The sequence below is a fragment of the Vibrio sp. Y10_XG_PY6 genome, from assembly GCF_024181795.1.
Classification (GTDB): Bacteria; Pseudomonadota; Gammaproteobacteria; order Enterobacterales; family Vibrionaceae; genus Vibrio; species Vibrio diabolicus.
In genome coordinates this window covers 482,975-502,981 of the sequence record NZ_JAMZAQ010000003.1, presented here as the reverse complement: position 1 = coordinate 502,981, position 20,007 = coordinate 482,975, and the positions used below count along the sequence as shown (strand labels likewise).

Annotated in this window: 17 protein-coding genes; 4 read left to right on the top strand and 13 right to left on the bottom strand. The window is 43.9% G+C overall.

What is annotated here, in order from left to right:
• Positions 1-111: 111 nt before the first annotated feature.
• Together NL644_RS18365 and NL644_RS18360 are read left to right on the top strand one after the other, a co-directional pair.
• The gene (locus tag NL644_RS18365; protein WP_031780616.1) at positions 112-1,257 is read left to right on the top strand and encodes a Na/Pi symporter; all 1,146 of its coding nucleotides are present in this window, start codon (positions 112-114) and stop codon (positions 1,255-1,257) included.
• A gap of 148 nt (positions 1,258-1,405) precedes the next feature.
• A complete protein-coding gene (locus NL644_RS18360; protein WP_237309061.1) occupies positions 1,406-2,548 on the top strand; it encodes a flavohemoglobin expression-modulating QEGLA motif protein in 1,143 nt (380 codons plus the stop codon).
• Positions 2,549-2,619: 71 nt separating this feature from the next.
• On the opposite strand, the gene NL644_RS18355 is transcribed toward NL644_RS18360, so the two are convergent.
• The 5 genes from NL644_RS18355 to rppH all read right to left on the bottom strand — a co-directional run bounded on the left by NL644_RS18355 (position 2,620) and on the right by rppH (position 7,958).
• Positions 2,620-3,471: a thymidylate synthase gene (locus tag NL644_RS18355; protein WP_005381947.1), complete on the bottom strand. Its 852-nt coding sequence runs from the start codon at positions 3,469-3,471 to the stop codon at positions 2,620-2,622.
• A 9-nt stretch (positions 3,472-3,480) separates the two neighbouring features.
• Positions 3,481-4,302, bottom strand: coding sequence for a prolipoprotein diacylglyceryl transferase (gene lgt, locus NL644_RS18350; RefSeq protein ID WP_005381948.1), 822 nt, complete (start codon positions 4,300-4,302; stop codon positions 3,481-3,483).
• 87 nt (positions 4,303-4,389) lie between these two features.
• Positions 4,390-5,181, bottom strand: a complete 792-nt coding sequence (locus NL644_RS18345; RefSeq protein WP_006743341.1) for a sulfite exporter TauE/SafE family protein — start codon at positions 5,179-5,181, stop codon at positions 4,390-4,392.
• 6 nt (positions 5,182-5,187) lie between these two features.
• Positions 5,188-7,434: a phosphoenolpyruvate--protein phosphotransferase gene (gene ptsP / locus NL644_RS18340; protein ID WP_047009107.1), complete on the bottom strand. Its 2,247-nt coding sequence runs from the start codon at positions 7,432-7,434 to the stop codon at positions 5,188-5,190.
• A gap of 2 nt (positions 7,435-7,436) precedes the next feature.
• Entirely contained in the window at positions 7,437-7,958 is a 522-nt protein-coding gene (gene rppH / locus NL644_RS18335; protein ID WP_005381953.1) for an RNA pyrophosphohydrolase, read from the bottom strand.
• A 619-nt stretch (positions 7,959-8,577) separates the two neighbouring features.
• Between rppH and mutH the strand changes: the two genes are divergently transcribed.
• Positions 8,578-9,258: a DNA mismatch repair endonuclease MutH gene (gene mutH, locus NL644_RS18330; protein WP_253658696.1), complete on the top strand. Its 681-nt coding sequence runs from the start codon at positions 8,578-8,580 to the stop codon at positions 9,256-9,258.
• A gap of 15 nt (positions 9,259-9,273) precedes the next feature.
• Here the strand turns inward: mutH and NL644_RS18325 are convergent, their stop codons facing one another.
• Positions 9,274-9,585: a DUF6482 family protein gene (locus tag NL644_RS18325; RefSeq protein ID WP_005397320.1), complete on the bottom strand. Its 312-nt coding sequence runs from the start codon at positions 9,583-9,585 to the stop codon at positions 9,274-9,276.
• A gap of 154 nt (positions 9,586-9,739) precedes the next feature.
• Here NL644_RS18325 and NL644_RS18320 point away from each other — a divergent pair, with 154 nt between their 5' ends.
• Positions 9,740-10,774 (top strand): NADP(H)-dependent aldo-keto reductase, encoded by a 1,035-nt coding sequence (locus NL644_RS18320; protein ID WP_053808599.1) that lies wholly within the window; start codon positions 9,740-9,742, stop codon positions 10,772-10,774.
• A gap of 134 nt (positions 10,775-10,908) precedes the next feature.
• Here the strand turns inward: NL644_RS18320 and NL644_RS18315 are convergent, their stop codons facing one another.
• The 7 genes from NL644_RS18315 to dsbC all read right to left on the bottom strand — a co-directional run bounded on the left by NL644_RS18315 (position 10,909) and on the right by dsbC (position 20,000).
• A complete protein-coding gene (locus NL644_RS18315) occupies positions 10,909-11,160 on the bottom strand; it encodes a hypothetical protein (protein WP_005397324.1) in 252 nt (83 codons plus the stop codon).
• Positions 11,161-11,684: 524 nt separating this feature from the next.
• The gene (gene vpsR, locus NL644_RS18310; protein ID WP_253658695.1) at positions 11,685-13,019 is read right to left on the bottom strand and encodes a cyclic-di-GMP-binding transcriptional regulator VpsR; all 1,335 of its coding nucleotides are present in this window, start codon (positions 13,017-13,019) and stop codon (positions 11,685-11,687) included.
• A 244-nt stretch (positions 13,020-13,263) separates the two neighbouring features.
• Entirely contained in the window at positions 13,264-14,781 is a 1,518-nt protein-coding gene (lysS, locus tag NL644_RS18305; protein ID WP_005397328.1) for a lysine--tRNA ligase, read from the bottom strand.
• 34 nt (positions 14,782-14,815) lie between these two features.
• A protein-coding gene (gene prfB / locus NL644_RS18300; RefSeq protein ID WP_100068604.1) for a peptide chain release factor 2 occupies positions 14,816-15,914 on the bottom strand; the annotation gives its coding sequence in 2 pieces (ribosomal slippage) (positions 14,816-15,838 and positions 15,840-15,914; 1,098 coding nt in all).
• 434 nt (positions 15,915-16,348) lie between these two features.
• Positions 16,349-17,128: a hypothetical protein gene (locus tag NL644_RS18295; protein ID WP_046873965.1), complete on the bottom strand. Its 780-nt coding sequence runs from the start codon at positions 17,126-17,128 to the stop codon at positions 16,349-16,351.
• 299 nt (positions 17,129-17,427) lie between these two features.
• Positions 17,428-19,167: a single-stranded-DNA-specific exonuclease RecJ gene (gene recJ / locus NL644_RS18290; protein ID WP_006742673.1), complete on the bottom strand. Its 1,740-nt coding sequence runs from the start codon at positions 19,165-19,167 to the stop codon at positions 17,428-17,430.
• 44 nt (positions 19,168-19,211) lie between these two features.
• Entirely contained in the window at positions 19,212-20,000 is a 789-nt protein-coding gene (dsbC, locus tag NL644_RS18285) for a bifunctional protein-disulfide isomerase/oxidoreductase DsbC (RefSeq protein WP_012842135.1), read from the bottom strand.
• Positions 20,001-20,007 lie beyond the last annotated feature (7 nt).

Here is a 20,007-nt window from a genome sequence, read left to right as displayed (position 1 = left end):
TACTCACAGCAAGAAATCTGTAATATTACTGAAATATTTGTTCTCTAACATCGCCCGCAGTTTCAACTACAGACCGAAAAATGAACTGAAAGGTCAACGGAGAAAATTATGATGAACCAAGCTACTTCAACAGTGGCGCCAATTTCGAGCACTGCTCGTTGGTTACGCTGGGCTAACTTGGCATTCATGTTGTATCTGCTTCTTCTAGCAGTATCTATGGTTGGTAGTGGCTTCAAATGGGCAACTGGCGATCAAGCTAAGGTGCTATTTGAGTTTGCCGCTCACCCTGTTGCAGGTCTAATGATCGGCTTGGTGGCAACAGCCTTAATTCAGTCCTCAAGTACTGTTACGTCTATTATTGTAGGTTTGGTTGCAGGTGGCTTACCAGTAGAAACCGCGATTCCAATGGTGATGGGTGCCAATATTGGTACCACAGTGACCAATACGCTTGTTTCTCTTGGTCACGTACGTTGTAAAGAAGAGTTCAAACGTGCATTTGCAAGCGCAACTATTCACGACTTCTTCAACTTACTTGCTGTTGCTATTTTCCTTCCGTTGGAAATGATGTTCGGCATTTTAGAGAAAGTTTCTCATTGGCTTGTTTCTCCACTACTTGCTACTGGCGATATGAGCATTAAAGGCTTCAACTTCATTAAGCCAATAACAAAACCAGTTGTGGGTGCAATTAAAGAGCCACTTTCAACATTCGGTGATACTGTTGGTGGCATCATGCTTATCGTTTTGGGTATTGCGACAATCTTCGTTGCAATTACGGTAATGGGTAAGCTAATGAAGAGCCTAATGGTTGGCCGCGCACGTGAAATTTTGAAAAACGCGATTGGTCGTGGCCCTATTCACGGTATTGTATCGGGTTCAATCGTGACTGTGTTGGTACAATCTTCATCAACAACAACTAGCTTGATGGTTCCACTTGTGGGTACAGGCGTTCTTAAAGTTCGTGATATTTACCCATTCACGCTAGGTGCAAACATTGGTACTTGTATTACGGCGCTACTAGCAGCAACAGCCGTATCGGGTGAGTTTGCGGTATTCGCGCTTCAAATCGCTCTGGTACACCTAGTATTTAATATCATGGCAACGCTGTTTATCTTTGGTATTCCGTTCCTACGTGAAATTCCAGTGAAAGGCGCTGAGATGATTTCTGAAATGGCTATCAAGAACAAAGCTGTTGTCGGTGGCTACCTAATGTCTGTATTCGTTATTTTACCAGGCGCGATCTTAGCCCTAACGACATAACAATAACTTACATACCATCGCTTATTGTTTAGGCTCCACATTGTGGGGCCTTTTTTGCGTTAATGACGCTGTTCAAATTCGTTGTCTGGTGATAATTTGAGCCATACCAGCATACTTATGCTGAGCTACCTCATTTGGAGTCGACAACATGACGCAGCTTAATGGCACTATTTCTGATCAGCTACTCGCAATAGACGAAAACCTAACTCAACTGGTTGCTGATATTGATATCCTCAGTAGCGTGAATCCTCTCAATTATGCTCAGGAAAGAGAGCGCTTTATTAAGAACAAATACTCTCAAGAGCCTAACTTCCAATACTCAACTACCAATCTAGATACTCACAGCGCAAAGCGACGTTTGTATGAACTGCCTTTAGAAAATATTCAAGACACCCAATTACAAAAGCTGTACGCGGATGTGATTCAGTCTTACGCAGATAAATTGGATCAAGTGAATACTATCGGTACACAAGAGTTTCTTTATAACTCCTTGCGCTATTACGGAGAGCCGAGCGCCAAAGATATTGCCAACGCCCATTTCATTTTACACCTTCCCACGGAAGAAGAGAGCAAACCGCAGCATGATAGCCGTGCGATAGCACACTTCATGCAAAACTTTGCTCAACGTAATGGATATGAGTGTGAAATACAGGTGTTGGATGGGATGTTAGCAAACGCACTCGTTTCGGGGTCTCGAGTCAAAATTAACCACGCAGCATACATCACGACCGATGAGTTAGAGGCTCTCGCACATCATGAAATGGGTGTACACCTTCTTACTACGCTTAATGGTCGTCAACAACCGCTAAAGGTCCTGAGCTTAGGGTGCCCAGCCAATACCAACACCCAAGAAGGGCTGGCTATATTGTGTGAATATCTGTCAGGACATTTCAGTATCAAACGCCTAAGAACCTTAGCCTTACGAGTCCTGGCGGTAGAGTCGATGATCAAGGAACGAGATTTCCGCCATACGTTCATGCTATTAAAAGAACAGTATAAAACGTCTGACCTTCAAGCATTTACAACGACTGCTCGTGTGTATCGAGGAGGCGGTTTGACGAAGGATTACTTGTACCTCAGAGGGTTCCGAGAGGTGCTCAATGCCTACGATAAACTGGGCAATGACTTTTCATTGTTGCTATGTGGGAAAACAGAACTGAAGTATTTTGAGCTTATTCACTCATTAGTGAGCAAACAAATATTCACCCAACCCAAGTTTATTAGCCCGGCACTGTCTGCACCGAAGCAGACAAACCCTATTCACCGCTATATTGTCAGTGCACTCAAGTAATATCTTCAAAGTACGAAAAAGCAAAAAAGCTCCATTCGGAGCTTTTTTCATATCTTGAAGAACAACACTGGTTACACTGAGAATGGGTAACGAATAGGGTCGTGATGCTCGTATCCTTCAACCCAAAAGTCATCCAGTGTGACCCATGTTTCCAGATCTTCTAGAGATTTAATCTCTGGATTGATGTGGAACGTCGGCGCTTTTAATGGTTCACGTTTCAACTGAACATCACGCATCAGTTCAAGCTGATCTTCATAAATGTGCGCATTCACAATCTTATGAAATGCCTGACCAGGTTTCTTGCCCGTGATTTGCGCCATGATCGCCAAGAACACGTAAACTTGAACCATATTGAAGTTTAAGCCAAGCGGTACATCACACGAACGCTGAGTACTGTTCAGGTAAAGCGTATCATCCAGCAATGAAAAATGGTGGCTATACATGCAAGGACGCAAGCACCCCATGTGGAATTCACCCGGGTTGTAGAAGTTCAAGATTTCACCGCGATCATCAACACCACGCGTTAAGTCATCCACTATCTTGCGTAATTGGTCAACATGCCCGCCATCAGGCTTCGCCCATGCGCGCCCTTGGACGCCGTAGACACGGCCCATGTCGTCTTCACCTTTACGGTATGGATTATTTAACCAAGCATCATTTAGGTTGGCATTGGCATCCCAGGTTTTCGTGCCCAGCTTACGAAAATCTTCCGCATTATCGTAACCACGAATGTACCCTAGTAGCTCTGCAACGGCTGCTTTCCAAAAACTTTTACGTGTGGTGACCAACGGAAATTGATTGTTCGCAACATCGTAGGTTAAATCCGCGTTGATTACGGTCAGGCAGCGCTTGCCTGTACGCTCATTTTCAACCCAAACACCTTGGTCAACGATGCGTTGACACAAATCTAAATACTGTTTCACACCAATACCTTACTTCGTCTTTTGTGGTAACTCGTCTTTGTAATGACCACGTTTGTATGCCCAAACCATCATTAGGACACCGATAACCACCATTGGCAGGGATAGAATCTGTCCCATGGAAATAAAGCCACCGAATAAACCCAAATGAGCGTCTGGTTCGCGCACGTACTCAACTAGGAAGCGGAATGTACCATATCCAGCTAAAAATAGCCCTGAAACAGAACCTAGAGGACGAGGTTTCTTGATGAACCAATTCAAGATGAAGAAAAGTACGATACCTTCAAGCGCCATTTCATAAAGCTGCGATGGATGACGTGGCAGTGGACCGCCATTTGGGAAAACGATCGCCCAAGGTACATCTGTTACTCGGCCCCACAATTCGCTGTTCATGAAGTTACCTAAACGCCCCATACCCAAACCAAATGGCACAAGCGGCGCGATAAAGTCAGCAACACCGAAGAACGTTCGCCCGTTTTTGTGTGCGTACCAGAACATCGCGGTAATCACACCCAGTAAGCCACCGTGGAAAGACATACCACCGGTCCACACTTTAAACAGATACAAAGGGTCAGCCAAGAAGAGCTCAAAATTGTAGAAAAGCACGTAGCCAACACGGCCACCAATCACCACGCCAAGGAAGCCTGCGAACAACAAATCAGAAACCTGTTCTCGTGTCCAACCACTTCCCGGCTTATCCGCACGTCGGTTCGCCAACCATAGGGCGAACATAAAGCCCACAAGGTACATCAAACCGTACCAACGAACCGAAACAGGACCAATAGAGATTAAAACCGGATCAATATTGGGAAATTCAATATATCCCTGAGACATAAATCATTCTCTTCTTATCACAACAAAATAAATATACCCAAGTAACCTCTAGATGCTTGGTTCAGCGAGAATGACTTGGGTACAAACTTAGAGCAGCATGGTCGCTGCTACAAACATTAAGAACACCGCGAATATCTTTTTTAATACCGCAGTTGGAAGGTTAGTTGCCAGCTTCGCACCCACTTTTGTTGTGAGCATCGAGGCCATGGCAATCGCTAATAATGCGGGAAGATAAACATAGCCAATACTGTATGAAGGTAAGCCTTCCACTTTATAGCCATGTAAGATGAAACCGATCATACCAGAAATAGCAATCACGCAACCACAAACGGAAGATGAACCTACCGCTTTACGCATTTCTATCCCGTGTTTATTTAAAAATGGGACCGACAGTGAACCACCACCAATACCAGCAAGGCTTGATACGACGCCAATCCCCGTGCCATACGCAACGGTCACCGGGCTGCTCGGCATAGGTTTACTGCTCGTAACTTTAATGGAACGGAACATTTGTACTGACAGGCAAAGAACAATGACACCAAATACTTTCGGCAAGTAGTGCGTAGGGATCCACTCAGCAATATTGGCACCGACAAAACCACCTATAACCACACCTGGCATCAACCATTTTACGACGAACATATCGACATTGCCGAGCTTAAGGTGATTCATCGCCGATGAGCCTGACGTGACAATAATACTCGCTAACGAAGTGGCTAGGGCCATGTGCATACTCATTTCTGGAGAGATTCCAGCAAGAGGAAGCAAATACAACAAGGCAGGAACAACAATCAAACCACCACCGATACCGAGTAACCCCGCCATCACACCCACAAAAGCGCCTAGCGCCAACAATAACAAAAATAAAGAGACGGTCACGATTTCCTACTTTTTACCTGCACGGATAAAGCCCGCAAAACCCTGTTGGATGAAGAAGTCATGCATCATTTGATGAATGTCCTCCCCGTAGGACTTTGTCATTGCTTGCTCCGCTAATTTTTCTAATTCTTCTTGTTGGCTATGACGAATCAAATATTTCACCTTAGCCACGTTGGAGGTGTTCATACTCAAACTGGTATACCCTAACCCAAGTAAGAGAAGAGCGCCAAATGGGTCGCCAGCTAACTCACCACAAATACACACTGGCACCTGATACTTATCGCACACGTCATGGATTTGCTTAAGCGCTAACAGTACCGCAGGATGCATAGATTCATAGACATCCGCGACGCGCGAATTGTTCCTATCAACTGCTAATAAATACTGGGTTAAATCGTTTGTCCCGACAGAAACAAAATCAACACGGTGAGCAATCGTTGGCAATAAATACACCATTGATGGCACTTCGATCATGACCCCAACTTGTGGAAACTGAATTCTATCATCAAGCAACACGGCTTCGCTGTGAGCTTGATTAATCAAGCTAATGGCATCGTCTAACTCTTTTACCCCTGACACCATTGGCAATAAAATACTTAAGTTTCCGCTTTCTGCACTCGCTCTTAACATTGCACGCAGCTGGATCAAGAAAATGTCTGGATGATCCAATGTAAAACGAATGCCACGCCAGCCTAGAAACGGATTATCTTCTTCGATGGGCAAATACGGCAAAGGTTTGTCACCACCAATATCCAAAGTACGCATCACTACTCGTTGATTCGGATAACTGTTGAGTATCGCTTGGTATTGATGATACTGCTCATCTTCTGACGGAAAGTGATGCTGAAGTAAAAATGCAATCTCAGTTCGGTACAACCCAACTCCATCAACACCTGTATTGATGGCAATATTACTGTCTGCACTGAGCCCCGCATTGAGCATAATTTCGATGTGGTGATTGTCTTGCGTAACCGCTGGGAGTGCGAGGTCCTTGTTTACCATTGCAAACAATTCTGACTCTTCACTCACTAAGCTGCGATACTCTCGCAATAATTGACGGTTTGGCTCTAGGAAGATCTCGCCCGTATAACCATCCACTATCCCGAGTTTGCCATTGACCACATCCGGGTTAATGTTGGCGCCCATGACAGCGGGAACTCCAAGTGCGCGAGACAAAATAGCCGCATGAGAGTTCGCGCCACCTTCTAGTGACACGACGGCTAACAAAAATTCTTTAGGTACAGACGCGAGCAAGGTGGCAGTGAGTTCATTCGCCACCAAAATAATGGGACGATCAATTGCAGAATTTTCTTGCTCACTGTTGTGCAGAAAATAGAGCAGCCTTTGCCCTAACTCTCGGATGTCTTGCGCTCTCTCGCGCATGTAGACATCCGACATTCTGGCAAATCGATTCGAGTATGATTCTACCACTTGGCGTAACGCCCAATCGGCCCTGTCTCCTTTTTCAATCTGCTTCTTCAAATCACCACGAAGCATCGGGTCATTGAGTAAGTGAGTAAACAGATCGAAGATCGCCAGCGCATCTTTGTTGATTTCACTGTCCAGCTTTTTCCGCATACGGCGAAAGTCATTTAACGCTCGCTCTATCGCCACCAGCAATGTCTCGTGCTCACGTTCTTTATCTAACGTGGACGAAGGGAAAACATCCGATAAACTCGGCTGGGTATTGTCGAACCAAAACTCTCCAATCGCGACACCAGTAGATGCAGGCAAACCTTTTAATACCGTGGGTTTAGATGCCAACTGCCAATGCCCAAGATTCTGCGCATGCGCAATAAGCACTGCTAGCTGAGCGGATAACGTGACAAGAAACGACTCTTCCATCTCACTGAACAAGCGCGGTGTTTTTTGCTGGATCACCAACACACCTAAAACTTGTTTACGATGAATGATTGGAGTGGCTAAAAAGGAGTGGTAAATCTGTTCACCAAGTTGAGGGAAGAATTTGAACTCGGGGTGTTTTGAGGCTTCGGCAAGGTTGAGTGGCTCTGCGCTTCGTTTAACCAACCCAACCAAGCCTTCATTGAAGTTGATATGAATACTATCACCTTCAAAAATAAGGCCTTGAGTTGCCATTAACTCAAGGCGCTGCATTTCTTCATTAGCAAGATAGATAGTACAGCACTCAGTGCGAAGGGCAGCACAAGTCTCTTTCACCAATATATCGAGTGCCAGATGCACATCATCGACCCTGGAGACTTTCTCAACTATTTCCCTTAGCTGACTGAGCATGATTATCCTCTACGTTGCTTTTTTCTTTTCCCTTTCGCTTTTCTCTCTCGAAAAGGCATGGCTAAGGATGCAAACTCTTTCATCGCTCGTCGATAAACATCTCGCTTGAAAGAAACAACTTGCCTAACTGGATACCAGTAACTCACCCAGCGCCAACCATCAAATTCAGGGGATTTTCCGCGTTGCATATTAATACGAGATTCATCGCATTCTAATCTCAGCAGAAACCATTTCTGTTTTTGGCCGATACAAACAGGCTTGGAGTCCCAACGCACCAATCGTTTTGGTAGCTTATATCTTAACCAATGACGACTTGTTGCAATGATCTTAACGTCTTTTTTCGTTAAACCGACTTCTTCATATAACTCCCTGAACATGGCTTGTTCAGGAGTTTCACCTTCGTCAATTCCACCTTGTGGGAATTGCCATGAGTGTTGCCCGTATCGTTTAGCCCAGAAGACCTGACCATGGTTATTACATATCACAATACCAACATTAAGTCGGTAACCATCGCCATCTATCACTGGCTAACCTCTATGAATAAATTTTTTATTACCGTGATTTTTCCACATATCCCCATTACTAGCAAACTTACTGATGTGATATGAGCAAGATTTATTACCTTTTCACCATATTTGGATATCTTTTAATCAAATCATACCTTATCAACACAAGAGTGAGACATTGCCCACATTTATTCACCTTTTCTGTGAATAACTTTGTGAAGAATTCAATTCAAATGAGTAATTCAGTTCAATCCCATCAAAAGCAAAACAAATAAAGAAACAAGAAAATAAACATAAGACATTGATATAAAAATATTTATTTTTAAAAATAACGATAAATCGATCTTCAGTTTCTTGATGATCTTTTCACCAAACTCAGATCGGTTAAAGATCCACCAACAGGCTATTTATCCACACTCACCTGCTATTCGTTTAGATGATTACAACAAAATCAACCCCAAAAACGCATTTTAACCCCTGTTTATTCATACAGACCCCGTCAGGATCTTATCAATACCTTCTCCACCTGTGGATAAGTTATGAATTGATCGTTCTTACACCGCCTCGGTGAAATCTTAAACAGTAGATTTGGCCGGAGTTTGATAAACTATATTTTTTGTAATACCACCTTGTGACTATGAAACCAGAACCACAAACAGAAGCTGAGCTATTGGAACGAGCGCATGATATGGCAGGACTCAGTTTTGCTGAGTTGGCCGCCGAGGCGAATATGATTGTTCCTGAAAACTTAAAACGTGATAAAGGTTGGGTGGGTCAATTACTCGAATGGCACTTGGGCGCCCCAGCTGGCAGTAAACCTCAACAAGATTTCGCAAAACTAGGGATCGAGTTGAAAAGTATTCCGATCAGTCACTCTGGCAAACCATTGGAAACAACCTTTGTTTCGGTGGCTCCCCTCACAGGTGTTCATGGTCTTACATGGGAAACAAGTCATGTTCGAAACAAGCTATCTCGTGTGCTTTGGGTACCAGTGGAAGGGGAACGAGAAATTCCACTTGCAGAAAGACGTGTTGGTAGCCCACTGATTTGGTCACCAGACGACGACGAAGAGCGTATTTTACGAAACGACTGGGAAGAGCTAATGGAGATGATCGTCTTGGGGAAATTTGATCAAATTTCCGCCAGACACGGAGAAGCGCTGCATCTTCGCCCTAAAGCCGCGAATGCAAAAGCACTCACCGAAGCATACAGCTCAAATGGCAAGCCGATAAAAACTCTGCCCCGAGGTTTTTACCTCAGAACACAGTTTACTGAACAGATCTTACTCAAGCACTACATCAACACGCAATCTAAGTAATGTTGTTTCCGCCATTTAGTGCGTCACGAGCGATAACTCGATATCACAGTACGAGGCTGCCTCTTCAGTGCCACATTCGTCATACGCATTGTGCAGCCTTAAGTACGCTTTATCTACCCCTAACCTCAGCAGCTCTTCTTTCACCAAATCTAGCGAACCGAAATGTATCGGATCTTCACCGTCTTTAATTGGCTCAAGTTGATGCTTGTACTCCACTGCTAACAAATAGTCAGAGACATCAGAACACCCAATCACAAATACTTTGGGAGTTTTATAAGTATCTTTATGGGGACCGTGTAACCACATGTCCAATTGATGCTTCTGCATAACGTACCTCCTTCACACGATCATTTAAGTGTAGTTAGGCTATGTATAGCTTTCGAGTTTGGTCTTCCTTTATACGTAAATCATTTGCGATAGCGGTTAAAAATCCCCTATATTGGAATCACTTATTTAGTCGGTAACTCTTCAAGGACGTGATATGCAATACACAAAACTACCGCACTCATCACTTGAGATCAGTAAAATCTGCCTCGGAACCATGACGTTTGGCGAGCAAAATACAGAAAAGGACGCCTTTGAACAGCTCGACTTTGCCCTTGATCATGGGGTGAATTTCATTGATACCGCAGAGATGTACCCTGTACCTCCCAAAGCGGAAACGCAAGGACTCACCGAGCAATACATCGGTAATTGGTTAGCAAAGAGCGGCAAACGTGAAAAAGTTGTGCTGGCAACAAAAGTGGCTGGCCCTCGCGGCGTCCCTCACATCCGAGACAACATGAGCCTTAATCGTCGCCACATCCATACAGCAATTGATGACAGCCTTAACCGCCTACAAACGGATTATGTCGATTTATACCAGTTACATTGGCCTCAACGTCAAACTAACTGCTTTGGTCAACTCAACTACCCATACCCTGACAAACAAGAAGAAGTCACGTTAATTGAAACGTTGGAAGCGCTTACAGAATTAGTGAATGCAGGTAAAGTGCGCTATATCGGCGTATCAAACGAGACGCCGTGGGGTGTGATGTCATTACTGCGTTTAGCTGAAAAGCATGATTTGCCACGCATTGTCTCCATTCAAAACCCATATAACTTATTGAACCGCAGCTTCGAAGTTGGCTTGTCTGAAATCAGCCACTATGAAGGTGTCCAGCTACTGGCCTACTCTCCTTTGGCATTTGGCTGCCTGAGTGGTAAATACCTAAACGGGGCAAAACCTGAAGGCGCTCGATGCACGAAGTGGGAGCGTTTTGCGCGCTACTTCACTCCACAAGGTGTTAAAGCGACCGAAGCTTACGTCAATTTAGCTCAAGAGCATGGTTTGGATCCTGCACAAATGGCACTCGCATTTGTCAATCAGCGCCCATTTGTAGCATCTAATATTATCGGCGCAACCAACCTCAACCAATTAAAAGCCAACATCGACAGTATCGATCTAAAACTAAGCGATGAGCTCCTTACTGAGATTCAAGCAATTGGTACAACCTACTCGAATCCTTGCCCTTAAAAGTAAAGCTCCCCTCAAACGAAAACAGCTGACCTTCAAGGTCAGCTGTTTATCAAATGAAGTATGACTTCATATCGCACGTTAAGCGTGTTGAATGACTCGATAGCAACTCAGTCAGTCCAACACGCTAACGATTACGTCATTATTCGCGACGTTAAAACTCGACGAAGGTGACGAACTCGACGTTCAACTTTTACTGCATCCGGAACATTGGCGCGTGTGGAACGACCATCGCTATCTAAACCAATATCTCTCAATAAATGAACATTCGTCCATGGAACATCATGAGCAGTGCGACGTATGGTTCGCTGCCATTGCTTTTCTTCGCGTTTAAGGTCTGCTTTCAATAGCAAAGTTGCCAGTTGTAGGTAAATAGAGTGACGCATAATATTTTCTCCGATTATCGATGTATTCGACTGGGAAAAATAGTGCGTAAAATGAACAGAGGTGTTCTGTTGATACTAAGCCGCTACTTTTCCGCAGCCTAGTAATAAAATAGGTTACGGATTAATTTTTATCTTGTGAGCCAGTGGTATTGGTATCATCCGACTTAAGAGTCATCGGAGCGATAGGCATACGATCAGCGCAAGCAGTGGTGTTAACAACGTAATGTTTCATCTTGCGCCTCCTAGCTAAAAATTAATCCGTTTATGAAAGGTATAACTCATTGAGTTACGGTTAAATTGTAAGCTTTGATGAATATATATCAAACATTTTTTGTCTTTTTGATTAAAAACAAATCAATACACCGCAATTCAGTTTCATATACTTTTCTATATAACATATTCACCTAGGGAATATATGAAATTACGGATTTTATAAATCAAACTGAATACAAAACAAAAGAGCGGCTTTGTAGCCGCTCCTTCACTGATATTCATTCACCAATTTAACTTCAGAAAGAACAAATTTACATGGCTTGATCAGAAATCAAATTATGTTTGTTCAGTAGTCGATACATCGTCGCACGTGAAACACCGAGCTCTTTCGCCGCATTCGAAACTTGACCAGAATGAGATTCCAAAACAACCAGTAACGCGTCACGCTCACTCTTCTCACGAATCGATTTCAAACTACGCTTTGAGTCATTACGCTGAGGCAAATCTAGGTGATGCTCTTCAATCATTACGCTGTCAGACATCAGAACCGCTCGTTTCACTTGGTTCATCAACTCACGTACGTTACCTGGCCAGAAATAACGTGTCAGTGCCTTGAGTGTATCCTCAGAAAAGCTTTTTGCTTGCGAGTTATACTCTTTAGAAAACTCTTGTAAGTAGTAGCGCGCTAACAAAGAAATATCGCTCGCGCGCTCTTTTAAGCTCGGGACATTAATGCGTAATACGTTAATGTAGTGATAAAGCTCTTCATTAAAATCTCCGTCAATCAAGGCTTTTTCTACATCTGACGAGTTAGCCGCAAGGATGCGCACGTTGACCGCTTTTACACCATCTTTGGTATCAATGGTGCCTTCTTGCAAGAATCTCAGCAGATTCATTTGTTGCTCTTTTGAGATGGTAAGAATGTCATTAAACAACACCGTACCGCCATCCGCTTGTTCGAGCATGCATGCTTCCATATCTTCATCGGCGTTAATACCAAATACTTCCGCCTGGAAACGTTGCTCATTGAGCGCGCGACAGTTAATTGCCATAAACGGTTTATGAGAACGTGAAGAGACTTTGTGGATAGCGCGAGCAACCGCTTCTTTACCTGTACCACTTTCCCCAGAAATCAGAATACTGACGTCCGTCGGACCGATTCGCTTTACTTGATCGCGTAAACGCTTCATCGGGATAGATTCACCGATCAGCCCCATGTCTAAGCTGCTACCAAAACTAGGCCAAACTTTTTTCTCCAACTTGAGCATACCAAGCTGGTGACCAATCGTGCTTAAAAGCTGGGCATCCGGGATTGGCGCAGTGAAAAAGTCGATACAAAAGTTAACAATGAACTGGCATATGGTGTCAGTGCCAAGCTGAGATTCACGAATAAACGCTAACCAACGCACGTGTTTGTGAGAACTGACTAAGTTCGCCAAACCGTTCAAGCTGAATTCGTCATGGCTGAGATCGACAATACCGATACATGGACCAATATCCTCTAACAACGTATTAGCTTTGCGTAAGTCACCCACTTGGTGACACTTCCAGCCCACTTGCTCAAGTACTGATAACCAAGGCTCATAAGTACCGCCAACTACCACAAGCGATCCCGGGATGGAATCCATCTTAAACTGCCCAGCCATTCTCTAACCCTTTTTCATTGTTAATAGAAATTTTGCGCCACAAACCTATCTTTGCGAGCGGGTAACATTATCGAGACTCCGCGCCCCCACGTCTGTCTCAGTATTAAGACTATGCAATAGATTGAGATTTGGCGAATGTTTATTTGCATATCCTATTAAAAAGCAAATGCAACAACTTGAACTTATTTAACTAAAAGGCATAAAAAAACCACCCGAAGGTGGTTTTTTTGATCGTCCTGCCAAATTACGCTTGTGGGCGCATTGCTGGGAATAGGATCACGTCACGGATAGTGTGCGTGTTAGTCAGTAGCATAACCAGACGGTCGATACCGATACCTTGGCCTGCCGTTGGTGGTAGGCCGTGCTCTAGTGCAGTGATGTAATCTGCATCGTAGAACATAGCTTCGTCGTCACCAGACTCTTTAGCTTCAACCTGTGCTTTAAAGCGCGCGTCTTGATCTTCTGCATCGTTAAGCTCTGAGAAGCCATTCGCCACTTCACGGCCGCCGATGAAGAATTCAAAGCGGTCTGTAAAGAACGGGTTGTCATCGCTACGGCGAGCCAATGGAGAGATGTCCGCTGGGTAGCCAGTGATGAACGTTGGCTGCATTAGCTTAGGTTCTGCTGTTTCACCGAAGATTTCTTCTAGAAGCTGACCACATGTCCAGAAGTCTTCTACTTCAACATGTACTGATTTCGCGATAGAAACCATCAGTTCACGGTTTTGTAGATCTTCTTCGGTTAGCGCTTGGATTTGCGCGTGATCTGGGTTGTACTGCTTGATTGCTTCAAACATGCTCATACGAGTGTAAGTGCCACCAAATTCAACCGTTTCATCACCGTAAGGCATTGATGTTGAACCTAGAACTTCTTGCGCTACCGAGCTTAGTAGTTCTTCAGTAAAGTCCATCAGATCTTTGTAATCCGCGTACGCCATGTAGAATTCCATCATAGTGAATTCTGGGTTATGACGTGGAGAAAGACCTTCGTTACGGAAGTTACGGTTAATTTCGAATACGCGATCGAAGCCACCAACCACTAGACGCTTCAGGTATAGCTCAGGTGCAATACGTAGGTACATTGGCATGTCTAGCGCGTTGTGATGCGTGATGAATGGGCGTGCACTTGCACCACCAGGGATCACGTGCATCATCGGCGTTTCTACTTCCATGAACTGTTTTGAGATCATGAAGTTACGAATTGCAGACATTACTTTAGAACGTACAATAAATGCTTTACGTGAATCTTCGTTCACAATCAGATCAACGTAACGCTGACGGTAACGCATTTCTTGGTCAGTAAGACCGTGGAACTTCTCAGGAAGTGGACGAAGTGCTTTAGTTAGCAACTCGTATTCTTCCATGTTCACGTATAGGTCACCCTTACCAGATTTGTGCAGCGCACCTTTAACACCGATGATGTCACCGATATCAAGACCTTGGTATTTCTCTTTTAGCTCTTTTTGTACGTCTTTAGCAGCGTAAGCTTGGATACGGCCAGATGTTTCTTGAATTACTAGGAATGGACCACGCTTAGCCATAATACGGCCAGCAATTGCAACCACGTGGTTAAGCTCTTCTAGCTCTTCCTTCGTCTTTTCACCGAACTCTTTTTGAAGGTCGCCCGCTAGTGCGTCACGACGGAAGTCGTTTGGGTGGCCGTTTGCTTTGCAGCTCTTTCGGATTTCATCCAGTTTAGCGCGGCGTTCAGCAATCAGCTTATTTTCTTCTAGTACAGTTTCGTTTTGAACAGCATCAGTCATTTTCGATGTATCCTGTTTTTGTCGGTGAAAAGCTTTATAGGCCTGATTTCAGGCTAGCTTCAATAAATTTGTCCAGATCGCCATCAAGAACCGCTTGAGTATTACGGTTTTCAATGCCCGTACGGAGGTCCTTAATACGTGAGTCATCCAATACGTAAGAACGGATCTGGCTACCCCAGCCAATGTCAGACTTAGCGTCTTCATTAGCTTGTTTTTCCGCGTTTTGCTTTTGCAATTCAAGCTCAAATAGCTTCGCTCGAAGCTGTTTCATTGCCTGATCTTTGTTCTTATGTTGAGAACGGTCATTCTGACACTGAACCACTGTGTTCGTAGGTACGTGCGTAATACGTACCGCAGATTCTGTGGTGTTGACGTGCTGACCACCTGCGCCTGACGCACGGTAAACGTCGATGCGTAGGTCAGAAGGATTAATGTCGATGTCGATGTTTTCATCAATCTCTGGATAGATGAACGCAGACGCAAATGACGTATGGCGACGGCCGCCTGAATCGAACGGAGATTTACGAACAAGACGATGAACGCCCGTTTCAGTGCGCAACCAACCGTACGCATACTCACCAGAGATGCGAACTGTTGCCGACTTAAGACCCGCGACCTCACCTTCAGAAACTTCAATCACTTCAGCTTTGAAGCCCTTCGCCTCTGCCCAGCGTAGGTACATACGCAGCAGCATGTTGGTCCAGTCTTGTGCTTCCGTACCACCAGAGCCAGCTTGCAAATCGATGTAGCAATCTGAACTATCATGGTCACCCGAGAACATACGACGGAATTCAAGCTTTTCTAGCTTCTCTTCCAACTCAGCAAGTTCTGGTTCAATTTCGTCAAATGTTTCTTGATCTTCTTCTTCTACAGCCAGCTCAAGAAGACCTTCTACGTCTTCTACACCTTGCTCTAGTTGATCAATAGTTTCAACAACCGCTTCTAGCGATGCACGCTCTTTACCCAGTGCTTGTGCACGTTCAGGTTCGTTCCATACATCAGGTTGTTCAAGCTCTGCGTTGACTTCTTCTAGACGCTCTTTCTTCGCGTCATAGTCAAAGATACCCCCTCAGGACATTTGTGCGCTGAGACACGTCCTGCAGACGGTTTTTAATTGGATTGATTTCAAACATGTTTACTCAACATTTTAGAATAGAATTTAACCGAGAAATTCTACTGAAAAATGTGACCGAGATACAGGAAAATTTCGGATGAGAAATCAGATTGCGGTTAGAGAGAGCACGGTCATAAAATTTTACACCCTCTTAGGGGCAACCGTACTCTATAATGGCTTTGATTGCTTTTGAGCTGGAACCTTATTCTATTACTAGTTACAGCTTATTGAAACATGAGCAGTGAAGTGTTTAACAAGGTAACATTCAAGCGTTGAACAATAGTTAGCAAACTCATAAATAGCACATCCAATCACGGCAATAATTATGATATTTACATACTATAAAAGTTTGTTTAAACCGAATGTGGTCTTTAAATTTTAATATTACAAAAACACATATATTCAAAAATGTGACTATTAGGTTTACTTTACCTGTAACTTTATGCGAATGCGTTAATATTGCAGCTTTGTAAAACTAATAGCGTCTTTGCAAATCGAACCATTCTTAAGATCAAGACCTGCATAATTAACCGTATAAGTTCCTGCTGGGTACCACTCTGGAATTGTTAGAGTCCAATCTAGCTCCCTGATGGGAGTGGTTGAAAGCTTAAACTCTTGCGGTGTATCAATTGTTAGAACTTCACCTGTTGGAAAATTTAAATATTTATATAGTTCATTGGTGGTTACTAAGCTTAATGAACTGGCAGAAGTATTAAAATATAGTTTACCTCCATCCTTACCAATCTCGTTCGATTGTGATGTTATCTCAACTTCACAGCGTTCTAAGCTCGGATCATTATCACCGACTAATAAGACTTCAAACTCTAAAATATCACCACGACTAAATGGCCCACCTAAATCCATATGAATACCATCATCGTCAAACCAAGAGTTTTTATAAATCCCAGCATCATCTCGTAGTAGAGTTATACTTGCAACTTCACCTTCATAACCTCGCAAAATATAACCATTAAAAGCTTTCGGACGATCGCCAAACTGATTATTATCAATGTACCTAATTGTAATTTTATTGTTATCGATATTTATTTTTTCATGATGCTGAACGTTAAATATGTCTGAATCCCCATCTACAACAGTCACAGTCTGAGTTTGACCAAAATTGCGTCCAGCATAATCTCGATGGAATGTCACAGTTTGACCTTCAAGGCCACCTATAGCATCGTGACTTAAAACACTTAATATAATACTAAAAAAAGCTATGTGATTTTTCATACTCAATTCCAAACAGTTTACAAAGTGCTCCATACTGTACATAAAAAATCATAAGATTTTGTTTTTAAACAAAAAAATGAGATCTCTTGGGAGAAAAACACATTTGAATATGAAATTATGAAAAATTTGATTAGGCTAGCCGCCTTTAATATTAATTATACCTACTAAACATGAGGCAAAGTTTAATCAGCAAAGTAATGCTTTCATCCCTATATCGATAAACCTCTAAACAGCACGGTCATAAAATTTTACACCCTCTTAGAGGCAACCGTACTCTATAAGAAAGGTTAATCTAGATATTACTTAGCTTCGATATGATCGATCATCAATTGCAGTGATTGATTACCACGAAATTCATTCACATCCAATTTGTAAGCTAAACGTACCGTTTTAACTGATGCATCCGGCCAGCGACGCAAATCGACATTAAATGCAATGCCGTCGATCATCACATTGGTAGGGTGACCTTTGTAAAGCGGCTCTAACATCAATTTAAGATGCTTCTCACCCACCAGCTTTTGATGCAACACTTTAAACTCACCATCAAAGATTGGTTCAGGGAAGGCTTGTCCAAAAGGGCCACCAGACCGCAGCTGTTCAGCGACATGCATAGAGAATTCTTCAGGCTTAAGTTCACCATCTGACATGATCACGCCTTTTAGCGCCGCTTCATCGAGTTCCTTTTTTACCACTTCATCAAATAAACGGCTGAAACGTTCGAAATCCTGCTCTTTAATTGTTAAGCCTGCCGCCATCGCGTGACCACCAAATTTGATGATCAAACCTGGGTTTTGCGTGTCGATGAAATCCAACGCATCACGCATGTGTAACCCCGGAATAGAACGACACGAGCCCTTAATTGTCCCTTCTCCGCCATCAGCAAATGCGATGACTGGACGGTGAAACTTCTCTTTGATGCGCGAGGCCAAAATACCAATCACACCTTGGTGCCAATCACGTTGGAACAAGGCTAATCCGTAAGGAAGCTCACTGCCTTCACCAAACTGAAGACGTTCGCAGAAAGCCATCGCTTCTTGCTTCATGCCTTCTTCAATCTCTTTACGAGTTTGGTTCAAACCATCCAGTTCACTTGCCATACGACGAGCGGCGTGAATGTTGTTACACATCAACAGTTCAACACCAAATGACATGTCATCAAGGCGACCAGCAGCATTGATACGAGGACCTAAAGCAAAACCAAAATCGGACGCCACCAAACGACGCGCATCACGCTTCGCGACCTCAATCAATGCTTGAATGCCAGGGCGCGCTTTGCCCGCACGAATACGTTGCAAGCCTTGGTGTACAAGAATGCGGTTGTTTTCATCCAATGGCACGACGTCGGCGACGGTACCCAGTGCAACAAGGTCAATCAGTTCCATCAACTTAGGCTCTTGCATCCCCTGTTCTGCAAACCAATTGTGTTTTCGCATATGAACGCATAGTGCCATCATGAGATAAAACGCGACCCCGACACCAGCGAGCGCTTTAGACGGAAAATGACAGCTCTCAAGGTTTGGGTTCACCATTGCATCCACATCAGGCAACACTTGTCCCGGTAAATGGTGGTCGGTAACGAGCACGGTAATACCGTTTTCTTTTGCGTAACGCACGCCTTCGATTGATGACACACCGTTATCTACCGTCATGATCATCTCAGCGCCAAGCTCTAATGCTTGGTCAACGACTTCTGGGCTTAACCCATAACCGTCTTCAAAACGATTCGGTACTAGGTAGTCCACATTGTGACTACCAAGCATACGCAGCGCGAGCACCGACAATGCAGAGCTCGTCGCACCATCAGCGTCAAAATCACCGACAACGATGATGCGTTTTTGTTCTTTTATTGCCTGAAACAAAAGCTCGACAGCTTGCTCAATCCCCCCGAGCTTTTGGTAAGAATGCAAACCACGAGCTGACGTTTCTAGTTGCGCAGGATCCGTAATCCCACGGTTGATGTAGATACGTTTTAGAATCGGAGGAATGGAATCAGGAAGAAGGGAAAGATCAGGTTCAGGACGTCGTTGAATTTCTATCATGCTTGAAAAGAGCCGGCGACTTTGCCGGCTCTGCTCCTAAAGGATTATTGTTGCTTTAAACGTTTCAATAGCTCTGCAGGTGGTAGGTAACCGCCAACCATTTCGCCATTCGGTAAGAAGATCGCTGGCGTACCAGAAATTCCCAATTGGCGACCTAAATTGTAATGTGATTGAATGGTTTCTTTACACTGTTTTAAGTCTTTCGCAGGGTTATCAAACGTACGATTCACTTTCGCATTGTGCATTGCCGACTTTGGATCTTCAGCACACCAAATCGTCGCCATTTGTTCTGCCACTGGGCCAGTAGCACCTTGGCGAGGGTAAGCCATGTAGCGCACTGTAATGCCTAGATCGTTATAGCCTTGCATTTGGCTGTGCAGACGCACACAGTAACCACAAGTGATATCAGTAAATACCGTCACAGCATATTTTTCATCGTCTGCTTTGTATTCAATCATGCTATCGGAGAACTGCGCGATTTTCTCCGCATTAAGCGGCGCTTGGCGCTCTGCAATGACATCTTTGTAACTACCATCGTCATTGATGGCATAAAGCGTACCAGCGATAAAATGGCTACCATCATTTGAAGCAAACAAGATCCCGCCATTAGTTTGGATTTCCAATAAACCAGCAACTTCTGATGGCTGAATATCAACGATAGATAAACCAAGCTTTGAGAACTTAGTTTTTAATGCCGCTTCATCAAAACTGCTTTGCGCAGCTGGTGCCACTTGCTGTGCAGGAGTGTCCGTTTTAGCCTGACTTTCTTCTGCACCACAAGCGGTAACAAAAAATGGTAAAGTCAGCAGAGTTAGTCGGCGTAATACGCTCATGAAATTC